11 protein-coding genes and 1 tRNA gene are annotated in these 13,026 nt (G+C 61.1%); 3 read left to right on the plus strand and 9 right to left on the minus strand.

Annotated elements, in window-relative coordinates; translation table 11 throughout:
- Positions 1-211: 211 nt before the first annotated feature.
- From KUG85_RS01135 to KUG85_RS01160, 6 genes are all read right to left on the minus strand, one after another.
- The gene (locus KUG85_RS01135; protein WP_065815052.1) at positions 212-1,747 is read right to left on the minus strand and encodes an inorganic phosphate transporter; all 1,536 of its coding nucleotides are present in this window, start codon (positions 1,745-1,747) and stop codon (positions 212-214) included.
- A 115-nt stretch (positions 1,748-1,862) separates the two neighbouring features.
- A complete protein-coding gene (locus KUG85_RS01140) occupies positions 1,863-2,330 on the minus strand; it encodes an NUDIX hydrolase (RefSeq protein WP_007006977.1) in 468 nt (155 codons plus the stop codon).
- 235 nt (positions 2,331-2,565) lie between these two features.
- Positions 2,566-3,279, minus strand: a complete 714-nt coding sequence (gene bluB / locus KUG85_RS01145) for a 5,6-dimethylbenzimidazole synthase (RefSeq protein WP_223003867.1) — start codon at positions 3,277-3,279, stop codon at positions 2,566-2,568.
- Between the two features lie 23 nt (positions 3,280-3,302).
- Positions 3,303-3,800, minus strand: coding sequence for a xanthine phosphoribosyltransferase (gpt, locus tag KUG85_RS01150; RefSeq protein ID WP_065815054.1), 498 nt, complete (start codon positions 3,798-3,800; stop codon positions 3,303-3,305).
- Positions 3,801-3,944: 144 nt separating this feature from the next.
- The gene (locus tag KUG85_RS01155; protein ID WP_223003868.1) at positions 3,945-4,787 is read right to left on the minus strand and encodes a universal stress protein; all 843 of its coding nucleotides are present in this window, start codon (positions 4,785-4,787) and stop codon (positions 3,945-3,947) included.
- An 86-nt stretch (positions 4,788-4,873) separates the two neighbouring features.
- Complete coding sequence (locus tag KUG85_RS01160) at positions 4,874-5,626, minus strand: competence/damage-inducible protein A (protein WP_223003869.1); 753 nt, start codon at positions 5,624-5,626, stop codon at positions 4,874-4,876.
- Positions 5,627-5,817: 191 nt separating this feature from the next.
- Here KUG85_RS01160 and wrbA point away from each other — a divergent pair, with 191 nt between their 5' ends.
- Positions 5,818-6,417: an NAD(P)H:quinone oxidoreductase gene (gene wrbA, locus KUG85_RS01165; RefSeq protein ID WP_007006972.1), complete on the plus strand. Its 600-nt coding sequence runs from the start codon at positions 5,818-5,820 to the stop codon at positions 6,415-6,417.
- 102 nt (positions 6,418-6,519) lie between these two features.
- Here the strand turns inward: wrbA and KUG85_RS01170 are convergent, their stop codons facing one another.
- Positions 6,520-7,500 (minus strand): nucleoside recognition protein, encoded by a 981-nt coding sequence (locus KUG85_RS01170; protein ID WP_223003870.1) that lies wholly within the window; start codon positions 7,498-7,500, stop codon positions 6,520-6,522.
- Between the two features lie 120 nt (positions 7,501-7,620).
- On the opposite strand from KUG85_RS01170, the gene KUG85_RS01175 reads away from it, so the two are divergent.
- Both KUG85_RS01175 and KUG85_RS01180 read left to right on the plus strand, forming a co-directional pair.
- Positions 7,621-8,073, plus strand: coding sequence for an Lrp/AsnC family transcriptional regulator (locus KUG85_RS01175; RefSeq protein WP_223003871.1), 453 nt, complete (start codon positions 7,621-7,623; stop codon positions 8,071-8,073).
- Positions 8,074-8,248: 175 nt separating this feature from the next.
- Positions 8,249-8,333: transfer RNA gene (locus tag KUG85_RS01180), tRNA-Leu, on the plus strand.
- Between the two features lie 39 nt (positions 8,334-8,372).
- On the opposite strand, the gene KUG85_RS01185 is transcribed toward KUG85_RS01180, so the two are convergent.
- Both KUG85_RS01185 and recQ read right to left on the minus strand, forming a co-directional pair.
- Positions 8,373-11,189, minus strand: a complete 2,817-nt coding sequence (locus KUG85_RS01185) for an autotransporter family protein (protein WP_255606212.1) — start codon at positions 11,187-11,189, stop codon at positions 8,373-8,375.
- Entirely contained in the window at positions 11,149-12,951 is a 1,803-nt protein-coding gene (gene recQ / locus KUG85_RS01190) for a DNA helicase RecQ (RefSeq protein WP_223003872.1), read from the minus strand. The genes KUG85_RS01185 and recQ overlap by 41 nt, the downstream gene beginning before the upstream one ends.
- Positions 12,952-13,026: the final 75 nt, after the last annotated feature.

Raw genomic sequence — 13,026 nt, forward strand, 5'->3', positions numbered from 1 at the left:
GGCGACTCGTATCCTCACGTCAAGGAGTCGGGTCTGGATCATTTGTGACCGCAAGATGTTGTGTGTCGCATATGTGAATAATGGGGAAGCCGCTTCGACACTGTTGCGGTTTTAGAAACCCAGCGTTCCCGGTATCTGGCGCGGGCAGGGGGTAGAAAAAACGCGCGGTAAAAAAACGCGCGTAAAAAAAGCCGAATGTAGAAAATCGGTGTCAGGCGACGAGATCGAGCACGAGGAATATGACAGCCGAAAGCAGGGCAGCTGCCGGAACCGTCGTCACCCAGGCGGCGACGATGGTGCGCACATGGGCACGACGCACGAGCTTGCGGCGGGCGATTTCCTCACGTGACGTCTTCTGCAGTTCGATCTCGAGATCGTCGTCGTCGCTGGCGCCGTTGTCCGCCTTGAGCCGCACCCCCTTGCGTTCAAGATAAGCACGGCGGCGTTTCGAATGCGCCGTATACCATTCGCGGAAGAAGCCGACGCCGAAAATCGCGCCGACGGCGGTGTGGGTGGAACTGATCGGCAGGCCGAGACCGGAAGCAATGATGACTGTGATGGCAGCCGACAGTGCGACGCAGAAGGCGCGCATGGGGTTAAGCTTGGTGATCTGTTCGCCGACCATGCGGATGAGTTTTGGCCCGAAGAGAACGAGGCCGATGGAAATGCCGGCTGCACCAATGATCATCACCCAGAGGGGGATGGTGACGGTGGTGTTGACGGTGCTCTCGTGGACCGTGAAGACGATTGCCGCCAGCGGGCCGACAGCGTTTGCCACGTCATTGGCGCCATGGGCGAAGGAGAGGAGGGCGGCCGAGATGACCAGGGGAACCTTGAAAAGGCTGCGCAGCGACTGGTTGCGATTTTCGAGCCCCTCCGACTGGGCATGCACGAAGAGGTGCGCCAGAAACCAGGTCACGGCGAAGAAGGCGAAGCCGATGATCGCAGCGCCCGTGCCGCTGACGGGAAAGACCTTTTTAAGCCCCTTGAGCGTGAGATAGGCGGCGAATGCACCGGCCATGATGGCAATCAGGAGCGGCAGCCAGCGCCGCGCCGCCGTGATCTTGTCGTCCTGATAGATGATGGCTGTCTTGATGAAGGCGAGGAACAGGGCGGCGATAATGCCGCCGACGACGGGGGAGACCACCCAGCTCGCTGCGATCTGCGTCATCATCGCCCAGTCGACGGAAGAGAAGCCGGCTGCGGCAATGCCGGCACCCATGACACCGCCGACCACGGAATGGGTGGTTGAAACGGGAGCGCCAATCCAGGTCGCCAGGTTGATCCACAGGGCAGAGGAGATGAGAGCGGCCATCATGGCCCGCACGAAAGCCTCGGGCGTTCCCACGGCAGCCGGATCGATAATGCCCTTGGAGATCGTGTCGACCACATCACCGCCGGCAATCAGCGCGCCGGCACTTTCGAACACGGCAGCAATGAGCAGCGCGCCGCCAAGCGTCATGGCCTTGGCGCCCACTGCGGGACCGACATTGTTGGCCACATCGTTCGCGCCGATGTTCAGCGCCATATAGGCGCCGATCGCGGCGGCGGCGATGATGATCACCGCGCGCGGCTCACCGAATGTGTAGGTGGCGGCAAAAATGGCAGTAAGCGCCAGGAAGAGAAGGCCAAGGCCCGGCGCGACCAGGCCGCGCGCGACGGTGGTCGTGGCCTCCTCGACGTGCACCAGCTTGTCGAGATCCTTGTCGAGGGTCTGCTTGCGCGGATTGGTGGCGGTGTCGCTCATTCCATTTCCAGTTTCGGCCGGTGCTGTGCCGTTGAGCCGGCATATCGCAAAGAAATCCGGTCCCGGTTAGGAAACAATGTTCCGCGCGGCAAGTCCTGACGACGAAAAAGGTCGTTCAGGCAGCGATTTCCCGTGGATTGTGTGCGAACCGAATCAGGAGTTCACCCAGATCAGGTTCCTTAACGGCAGCGGCTGCCTCAGCAGGCGAAAACCACTGACGCGTTCGCTGTTTGCGCTCCGGCCATTTTGCGCGCTCTTCCGTCACCTCGAGCGGAACGACGGCGACCTCGCAGGGCCACTCGACGCCTGTTCCGTCGAGTTTGTGATAGTAGAAACGCCCGATTTCACCTTCGCCCGGCTTCCCGCGGACGCCCGCTTCCTCGCGCGCTTCGCGCTGGGCGGCCATGGCAAGCGTTTCCGCACCTTCCGGCCACCCTTTGGGCAGGACCCAGCGGCCGGTACCACGGCTGGTGACGAGCAGGAATTCGACACGTTTGCCATCCGGGGTCTTCCTCCACGGCAGGGCCGCGGCCTGCACACGGCGCGGATTGCCGCCGAACAGACGCCGGACGGTTTCTGTCAACCGCAAACGTGTGCCGTGAGTGAAAATCGTACTTCTCCTTTGCCCGGGCTCATCGCGCCGGGATTCATGACTTTCCTGCAAATAACTGTTTCTACGCTAAATTCACGCGCCGGGCGGATGTTTTCCGCCGAACTGCTCTCGCGCTCGAATCATGGGGCGCAGAAAGCCTGATGGCAGACATAGTGAATTGCCGACAGAAATCAAGCGCTTGGCGCAACAATCGTGCGCCAAACCATCAATCGTCAGGGTCGTGTTGTACGTTCCATTTCTCTTCGTGGACGTGTTTCTTCACATCATCACGGCGTCGCCAGCCGCGCTTTTCGAGTTCGGGTCGGTCATGAAAGCCGCGCACATGCCCCAGGCAGAGATAGCCCACCAGACGAATGCGATCGGGAATGCCAAGCACCGATTTGACCTGATCCTCGTGCAGAATGCTCACCCAGCCGACGCCGATGCCTTCCGCGCGCGCCGCCAGCCACAGATTCTGGATCGCGCACACGGTGCTGAAGAGATCCGTGTCGGCCATGTGGGTGGCACCGAGAATGACGGGACCACCGCGCGCGGGATCGCTGGTTACGCAGATATTGAGTGGCGCGGACAGAATTCCTTCAAGTTTCAGGGTGCGATACTGGGCCTGTTTCTGCGCGGGAAACCGTTTTGCGGCTTCTTCATTGGCCCTGGCGAAGATTTCGGCGATCCGGCTGCGCGTTTCCCTGTCGCGGACAAGAATGAAATCCCAGGGCTGGGAGAGGCCCACGGATGGCGCCTGGTGCGCGGCGGCGAGGATGCGGGAAAGCGCGTTCTCGCAGAGCGGGTCAGGCAGAAACTCGCCGCGCACGTCGCGGCGTGTCGCGATGGCACGGTACACGGCGTCGCGTTCGGCGGGAGCGAATGCTTCACCGGACGTCAGATCGTTCGCCGTGCCGGACTTTTGCTCGATGCGCGACATGGGGCGCGTTTCCCCGGGCCCGTTCAGCCGCGCTGGTCTTCGGCGATCGGCTTCTGGTAGGAAAAGCCCATGTCCCAGGGGAAATAGATCCATGTATCCTGGGAAACTTCGGTAACGAATGTATCGACCAGCGGCCGGCCCTTCGGTTTTGCGTATATCGTGGCAAAGTGTGCCTTCGGCATCATGGCGCGCACGATGGCGGCGGTCTTGCCGGTGTCGGTCAGGTCGTCGACGATCAGGACGTTTTCGCCGTCATCCTTCAGAAGTTCCGGGTTGATCTCCTTGAGAACCCTGAGATCGCCCTGTTCGGTGTAGTCGTGATAAGAGGCGACGCAGACGGTCTCGATCAGGCGGATGCCGAGTTCACGGGAGATGACGGCGGCGGGCACCAGGCCGCCGCGTGTGATGCAGACGATGGCTTTCCAGCCGCCATTGGCTCCGGCGAGCCGCCAGGCGAGGGCGCGCGCGTCGCGGTGAAACTGGTCCCAGGAGACCGGGAAGGCTTTTTCGGGAAGAGACATCGACATCGCACTCCATATACGCATCGCGGCGGCAGATCGGAATGCGCGGTGAATTAGCCGGAAAGGGATGTCGAGCGCAAGCCCGACACCCTCCGATGACGGATTTTCAGCCAGTCTCCACTGCGAAGACGGGGCAAACCGGCATCAATGTGCCATGAAGGTCGGCACGGTCATGCTCTGCAGAATGGTGCGGGTGGCACCGCCGAACACAAATTCGCGGAGCCTGGAACGCCCGAAGGCACCCATGACCAGAAGATCGGCGCCCGTGTCGGCGACGCGATTGTCCAGCACCTCACCGTGGGAGAGGCCGCCAGACTGCTCCATCTTGACCGTGACGTCGATATCGTGACGGGCGAGTGCCGCGGCGATGGCGGTGCCTGCCATGGCGGCATCGCGACGGGGCGTGTCCTGCGGGTCGACGCAGAACACTTCGACGCTGCCTGCTTCCTTCATGAAGGGCAGGGCATCGAAGGCGGCACGCGCTGCCTGACGGCTGCCGTTCCAGGCGAGTATGATCTTTTTGAACTCGGCCTCGCGTGCCTTGTGGATGTAGGGCACGAACAGGACCGGGCGGCCGCTCTCGAAAAGCAGGGCTTCGACATTGGCTTCCATGGCGCCGGCAGCGTCCGGATCGGTCTGCTGGGCGATGACGAGATCGGCACTGCGCGCGCTCTCGATGCCGGATATGGCGGAATCGCCCGAGACACTGTCGAAACCACGCCATTCACTGCCAACGGCTTCCTTGCGGGCGCGTTCGTTGAAAAGGTTGCGGATCACTGCGTGGCGGCGGTTTGTCTCCTCCTGCATGTCGACGCTCAGATCGACGACGGGGCCGCCCATGGGGGAGGCCATGACCATCGGCAATGCTTCGGCGTGGAGACCGATGACATGGCTATCATGACGGGCCGCGAGCGGCAGGGCGAGATCGAGAACGCGCGGGGCGTCGGCCTCGCTTTGAAGAATGGCAAGAATGGTCTTGTAGCTCATGTCAGCCTCCTTGGAGCTGCGATGCAGGGCCGTCTTTATTAGGTCCTGACCCTAACGCTTTGAGGGGCAAAAAGTTTTGCGCCAGATCAACCTTTTACCACCTGCCTGGCGGGAATCGCTTCCAGCATGTGGCGCGTCGCCTCGACAGCCGCCGCAAGCGCCTCCCTCGAACGGGAGCGAACCACGATTTCGGTCCAGAAGGAACCGTCCTGATATTTTGGATAAGAGCCGATGATGGTTTCGGGATGGGCGGCCTGGATTTCGCCGAGCGGACCGCCAATCGCGCCTTCGGGAAGCGGGGAAGGGATGGTCTCGGAGATAAGCCGGGCGCCGGTCCTGAGTTTGGGGATCACATTGTCGAGCATGGCCTGGAAAATTGCCGGCACACCGGCCATCACATAGACGTTTTCCACGCGGAAGCCGGGCGCGACCGAGATCGGATTTTCAATGTGTTCGGCGCCTTCGGGCATGCGCGCCATGCGCTTGCGGGCCTCGGAGAACTCGATGCCGCGACGGCCATAGTGCTCTTCAAGGAGCCGGTAGGCCTTCTCGTCATAACCGCATGGGCGACCAAAGGCACGGGCGATGGAATCGGCGGTTATGTCGTCGTGGGTGGGGCCGATGCCGCCTGTGGTGAACACATAGGTGTTGCGCGCGCGCAGCGCATTCACGGCTTCTACGATGGCCGTCTCGTCGTCGGAGACGACACGCACTTCCCGCAGATCAATGCCGACCGCCGTCAGCATGTCGGCCAGGTGGCCGATGTTCCTGTCCTTGGTGCGGCCCGACAGGATTTCGTCGCCTATGACCACCATCGCGGCCGTTACGAGTTCGCTCATTTCGTGTGTGATCCCTGTTGACCAAAGGAGAGATAAACCTCCGGCATGGCGGGGGCAATGGGCCTCAAACGGTGAACAGTGTGTCGGCTTTCGTGCGGTTTTTAGTGAACCCGACAGAGGTTAGATGCGTTGAGGCCGCGTTGTCGCGGCAGACGACCGAAACCGAGATTGCAGCGAAAGCGGAGCAGACAATGACCAAGATTCTGGTTCTCTATTATTCGAGCTGGGGCCACATGGAAGCCATGGCCAGGGCCGCCGCCGAAGGCGCGCGGGACGCAGGCGCCGACGTGACCATCAAGCGCGTGCCTGAACTGGTTCCGGAAGAGGTGGCCCAGAAGGCACATTACAAGCTCGACCAGGAGGCCCCGATCGCCGAGCCGCTGGAGCTTGCCGACTATGACGGGTTCATTTTCGGTGTGTCGACGCGCTACGGCATGATGGCGGCGCAGATCAAGAATTTCCTGGATCAGACGGGGCCGCTCTGGGCGGAAGGCAAGCTGATCGACAAGCCGGCTACGGTGATGTCGTCGACCGCCACGCAGCATGGCGGCGCGGAGCTTGCGCTGGCCTCAACGCAGCTCGCCCTTCAGCACCACGGTATGCTGATCGTGCCGCTCTCCTATGCCTATCAGGACCAGATGGGCAACGACAAGGTACGCGGCGGGGCACCCTACGGCATGACCACGACCACGAATGGTGACGGTTCGCGCATGCCCTCCGAGCAGGAGCTTGAAGGTGCGAAATTCCAGGGCAAGCGGCTGGCCGAAATCACCGCAAGGCTTGCTGGCTGACAGCGGCGAAAGCCGGAAATTCAAGCACAATCGCCCCCGCAGAATCCCGCGGGGGCGATGTCGGTCTTCAAGGCCGGAACGTTTCCGCTTTTACTGAAAGTTCTACGGGCCGGCCGGTGCCTCGCCTTTCGTGCGCCGGAACGCCCATGAAAAAAACCTGTCATCGGGGATCGAGCGCAGGACGCAGGCAATCAGGGCCGTTGCCGCGACCGCGAATGCAAGGCGCCCGGCGAGCACGCCAAGGGCGTCCGCGCCCAGAGCCATGACGATCAGGGTGTCTTCGATAATGCTGTGCGCGAAGCCCATGAATACGCATGAAATGAAGACCTGGCGGGGTGAGATGTTGCCCGTTCGTGCTTCGCGGATCAGCAATCCGCCACCGTAGGATATGCCGAGAAACAGACCCACGGCGGTAAACTGTCCCGTTTCCTCCCTGATCCCGGCAAGGCGCAATGCGGGGGCAAGTATCCTCATCAACAGTGCCATGATGCCCGTCAGCTTCAGGACTTCCAGCCCCCAGGCAAGGGCAAGGAGAATGGCAAGCATGACGGCGAGGGCTTCCAGAAGCCCGACAAGGAAACCCAGCCAGTCGGTGGAGGCAACGACCGGTATCCAGGTCGGGTTGAGCGGCTCCGCGAGCCAGCCGGTTGTCTCCAGTACATGGTGCAGGATCATGGCGTAAACGACGGCGCCGGCGATGCGGATGATCGTGGTGATCACAAATCCCGGACCGGCTCTCTGGATGATCTTCTGCTCAATCGGCAGGCCGTGCGCGATCAGCACGAGTGCCGAAAACACCGTGATGTCGGCAACGCTCATCGACGTGGCGGGCACCAGCGTGAAAATCATAGCAATCGCACCCCATATCCCCACAAGCATGCCCGTCAGCCAGGCAAGACCCAGTTCCGGAGGCAGACCGAAGAGCCCCATGACAGGAGCCAGAGCGGGTGCCGCGAGAACGATCAGTCCCGCCCGGGACATCACCTCGGTCGCGATTGTGATGGGAACCATGATGCGCACGAGTTCCCAGTATATCTGAAGCGTCTCGAGGGTTTTGTGGATGGCAAATCGGAGTGCGGACATCTCTGTCTCCAAGAATTGACTGCCGCCATCCTCTAGCCCGAGGGCATTCGCATTTGTGGTCAAAAATTGCATACTTGTGCAATTTTATTGCAAGACGGGATTCGTGCTCTGGAGGTATGGATGGATCGGATCGACAGGAAACTGCTCAATCTTCTGCAGCGTGACGCCTCGCGCACCAATGCCGCCCTGGCCGACGAGGTGGGCCTGTCCGCTTCGAGTTGTCTGCGGCGAATTCGAAGGTTGCGTCAGTCAGGTGTCATTGACCGGATTGCCGCAATCCTGAACCCGGCCAAGACCGGTCGCACGCTGAAGGCGGTGGTGACGGTGGAGTTGAGGCTTCACGGTGAACCGAACACACGGCAATTCCTCGACCTTGCGGCCAGGGAGGAAGCGGTTGCCCAGGCTTATGCCGTGACGGGAGAGGTCGATGCGGTTCTGATCCTGCGTCTGCGGCACATGGAGGAATATGATGCGCTCTGCAACCGACTGTTTCAGGAGCGGATGAATGTTGCGAGATACTGGACGATGATGGTGATTCGAACCGGTAAGGACGAAACCGCGATTCCGCTTTGACATGCGCTGACGAAAGGGGCCACGCCTGCGGTGACGCCGGAACACGCAAGACCCCATCATGTGGATGCCGACCGGGTTTCACGCGCCATCATGTACAAGTGAACATGCGTATTCTCTGAAGAACATGCGTATCGCGCTTGATCGCGCGGGTTTCTACCGCTAGTCGTTGAACCGTGCGGACGTGGCGAAACTGGTAGACGCAGCAGACTTAAAATTTGCCGCCTTCGGGCTTGCGGGTTCGACCCCCGCCGTCCGCACCAGACACGCAGGGAGCGTGAGGCGAACAATGCCGGCACAGCCTACCAGGTGATGCTCAGGCCCAGATTGGCCTCGACTATCTGCGTTTTCTCACCGCCGATATTCGTCGCATAATCCGCTGTTGCGAAAAGGCCGACCTGTTTGGTGAGGTTGGCTACAAGGCCTGCGCCGAGTTCGAGTGATGTGCCTTTGAGCTCGGTTGCAACCGCATCCCCGCCGAAACGCAGGCTATGTTCTGCCGAGAATGTATGCCAGAGATTGGCCTTGAAATACGGTTTCAGGCTCTGGCCATCGCCTGCCTGAAAATCTCCTTCCAGGCGTATTCCCAACCGCCCTGTGACGGCGTCGTCTGTTTCGAAGGTGACTGTAGAAAAACGGTCGCTCTGATCGTCGAGCGAAAGATGTTGCCAAATCAACTGGGCCTGCGGTTCCAGGCGCCAGCGATCGTTGAAAGCGACAGGATAGCCTGTCTCGACAGAGGCTGCGACACCGGTCCCGTCTACCTCGATGGCTTCGCCGGCATTGGAGCGTGCCTCTCCGCCGAACCAGGTACCCGTCACGACGCCGTCCAGATACCAGCCATTGGGCGCAACATGCGTCCAGTAGCCGCCCAGGCTGGTGCCGTGAATGTCGAGTTCGCCGACTGCCACGTCATTCCAGCCAATGGCCTGACCGGTGGTGTCACCGTTCATGCGGGCATGACTGATGAAGATTCCCGCCCGGTCTACGTGCCCATTACCGGTTTCGTTTTCGATCAGGTCCTGACCAAGCTGAAAGCCGAATAAACTCCCGTCAAAACCGGGAGCGACGGTGCCGCCCCATTTGCTTTGGACGGTCTGTCCGAAGAGCCGGCTCCAGCTCGCGGGCAGAACCGCTTCTCCATCCCGAAGAAAAGGTTGCACACCGCGTCTTTCATGAAATGTGCCAAGCGTGGACATTGCCAAATGCTGAAGTACAGGCGGAACCGTGGAATAGGTTGCGACCTCCGGACGGTAGAGAGGAACTGTCTCGCCTGCCACCAGGGTCGCGCCTGGAGTGGGCGGGGCCACCGGTGCGGCCGGATCCGGAGGCAGGATCGGAGCGGGGCCTGCACCGGGCGCAGGAGCAGGCTCCGGTACAGAGGGCGTGGGTGTCGCTGGATTGACGATGGTCGACCGCAGATACCAGTTATCCTGCGTCCCGGCGGAAACCCCGCCTCTATACAGGTAATATTCAAAAGCTCCGACCGCGACGCGGTCGTTGAGGGAGAACGCGCCGGAGGCAGTGGTTCCGCCTCCGGTGGCCTCGACCACCATAATCCCGTCCTGAACCGTGGCGCCGCCGCTGCCGCCCAGATTGACGATGGAGATGCCGGTGGAACCGGTGGCGGTTCCCTCCGCGATGACAAGCTTGTCCGAAGGCGAGGCATCGTCGCCCAGCACCGTGTTCAGAGACAGATTTCCGCCATCTCCGAAATAATCGCCGGTGATCGTGAACGTGTCGGTGGTGCTGTCGGCGCCATTGGTCAAGTCGATGGTTCCGGCATTGCTTACACTTGCGCGTTGGCCGGTGCCGAACGCATTGATGCCGCCAGTCGCCGAGCCGCCGAAGAGAGCGCTGGTCGCGTCGATGTTCATGGATCCGGTGCCGGTGCCGCTGTCGCCGAGGGTAAGCGTCTCGCTACCCGAGAAGGTCAGGGCAGATCCTGCATTCACATTGATGGTTTCAAGCGTCTGGAAACGGTCAGGGGTGTCGGCCACCACGCCTTCAAGCGTCAGGTCGTCTGCGCCGAGGCCGCCGAGAAACGCATTCAGACCACCAAGACTGGAGGCGTTCAGGTTGCGTAGCGTGGCAGTATCGTCGTCACCGCCCAAATCCACATTGCCGCCAATGCTGCCGCCACCGTCCCACAGGAGTGTATCGGTTCCCACGCTCAATCGGACATCGCCGCCGACAGAACCGCCGGTGATCGTGACGTGGTCAGTGCCTCCGCTGACGCTGATATTGCCACCGATCGAACCGTCGGAAAGGATGATGGTGTCGTGTCCGAAACCGGCCACCAGATTGCCGTCAATGGTGCCGCCAGACATGTCGAAAATGTTGTTGGCGAGTTTCATGTCGACACGACCGATGCGCCCACCCGTCATGACCGCTTCGTCGCCGTCGTCGAAATGATTGACGATATGGCCCCCGGACATGAAGAACGTGTCGAAATGTCCGCCCTGGTTTAGGCTGTCAATCTGGCCGCCAGTCATCCTGAAATCATCGACGCCGTCGCCCTGCTGCAGCTGACCGTTGATTTCGCCTGAATGCACCTCGACCGTGTCGACGCCGGGACCAAACGTGACATTGCCGTTGATAATGCCGGAGCCGCCAGCGGGCAGTGTCAGGGTGTTGTTGCCTGAAAGGTCCAGAACATCGCCCGTGTGCGTGCCGCTATCACAGACGAATACGTCGTTGCCGGCCGTAGGAACCAGAGTGCAGGCGGCGTGAGCGGTGGAAACCGGCCATGCCATGAAACTTCCCAGCGCGCTTCCCGACAATAAGATTGCCGTCAGTCGGCCGTTGAACGTCCGATAATGTATGTGCCCCCTCAAAACCACTGGCATCACGACGCAATTTTTATTTTTACCTGATGTTCTTCCCGAAATCTCAGGATCCCATACAGGCCGCATTATGATGCGAAGTGATGGTCTTATGCATTTATGACAGACAGAGTTTTGCTGCCCGAGCCCAAAATACCCGTAATTTACAAAATATACCGAGACCCAAGTCGACAGACAATTACTTAAATCAATAAAATTCTTATGTTTCGCTTCTTCTCGCGGGCGTGATTTCTTAGCGATAGCTGGCGATGACGTCCAGAAAGGCTTCGCCATATCGGTCGAGCTTGGCTTCTCCGACACCGGAAATTCCGGCCATGGCGCTGCGGGACACGGGGCGGGCGGTGGCCAGTTCGATCAGCGTGCGGTCGTGAAAGATGACATAGGGCGGCAGGTTCTGCGCGCGGGCAATCTCGATACGCTTTTCACGCAGCGCCTTGAAGAGTTCGGCATCAGCCGGGGCGAGGGCGCTGGCAGCTTCGCTGCCGGAAGAGCGGCGGCTCCTGCCCTTTGTTGCCGGGCGGGGAACACGCAGCATCAGCGTTGGCTTTTCACGCAGAAACCGCGCGCCGCGCTCGGAAATCGAGAGGCCGCCATGGCCGCTGAAATCCACATCGACGAAGCCGTGGGCGACCATCTGGCGCAGGATGGAGCGCCAGGTGCGCTGATCGTGCTCCTTGCCGATGCCGTAGGTGGAAATCTGGTCGTGCCCGAAACGGGTGATGCGTTCGTCCTCCGCGCCGAGCAGCACGGAGACGATATAGGCCTGCCCGAAGCGTTCGCCCGTGCGATAGATGCATGAGAGCGCTTTCTGCACCGCGATGGAGCCGTCGAAGCGCTCTGGCGGACTGGAGCAGGTATCGCAGTTGCCGCAGGGCTCGCAATCGTCGCCGAAATAGTTGAGCAGGACGTGGCGCCGGCACTGGGCCGTTTCGGCCAGACCGAGAAGCGCGTCGAGCTTCTGCATCTCCATGCGTTTGCGCTGGTCGGATGCGTCGGACTCCTCAATGAAGCGGCGGCGCAGCGCAATGTCGTCGAAACCATAGAGCATCATGGCTTCGGAAGGCAGGCCATCACGCCCGGCGCGACCCGTCTCCTGATAGTAGGCTTCAATGCTGCCGGGCAGATCGAGATGCGCTACGAAGCGTACATCCGGCTTGTCGATGCCCATGCCGAAGGCAATGGTGGCGACCATGATGACTGCTTCCTCGCGCTGGAATCGGGTCTGGTTGGCCTCACGCGCCTCGCGGTCCATGCCGGCGTGGTAGGCAAGCGCGTTGTAGCCTTCCGACTGAAGCCAGGCGGCGGTTTCGTCGGTCTTGCGCTTGGAAAGGCAGTAGACGATGCCACTCTCATCCCTGTGCTTTTCAAGGAACCGCTGGAGCTGACGGCGCGGATTGTCCTTTTCCTCAATGGCGTAGTTGATGTTGGGGCGGTCGAACCCGGCGATGAAGCTGTCGTGCCCGGCAATGCCCAGATGGGCGATGATTTCGGCGCGGGTGGGCGCGTCGGCGGTGGCGGTGAGCGCCATGCGCGGCGTGTCCGGAAACTCTTCGACCAGTGCATCGAGCTGACGGTAATGGGGGCGGAAATCATGGCCCCATTGGGAGAGACAGTGTGCCTCGTCGATGGCGATGAGCGAGAGACTGACCTGTTTGAGCCGGTCGAGAACCGCTGGGCGCAGCAGGGTTTCCGGCGAGACGTAGAGGATATCGAGCGAGCCGTTGCCCATGGCGCGCCAGATGGCCTGGCGGGCTTCGGGAGGCAGGTTGGAGTTGAGCGCGGCGGCCCGCACACCGGCCTGTTTCAGCGCGGCCACCTGATCGGCCATGAGGGCGATGAGCGGCGAGATGATGAGGCCGAGGCCCGGGCGGCAGAGTGCGGGGATCTGATAGCAGAGCGACTTGCCGCCGCCTGTCGGCATCAGAACGAAGGCGTTGTTGCCGGCGATGACGTGATCGACGATTTCGGCCTGGCGGCCGCGAAAGGCTTCGTATCCATAAACGGTCTTGAGGATATGCGTCGGGTCAGCGGTCACGGCGGGCCTGTCGGGAGAATCGGGTGATTATTCTCTCATAACAGGTTTGGGGGCGCACTGCAGACGTGCGCGGCG

It is taken from the genome of Nitratireductor rhodophyticola, assembly GCF_019891355.1.
GTDB lineage: Bacteria > Pseudomonadota > Alphaproteobacteria > Rhizobiales > Rhizobiaceae > Nitratireductor > Nitratireductor rhodophyticola.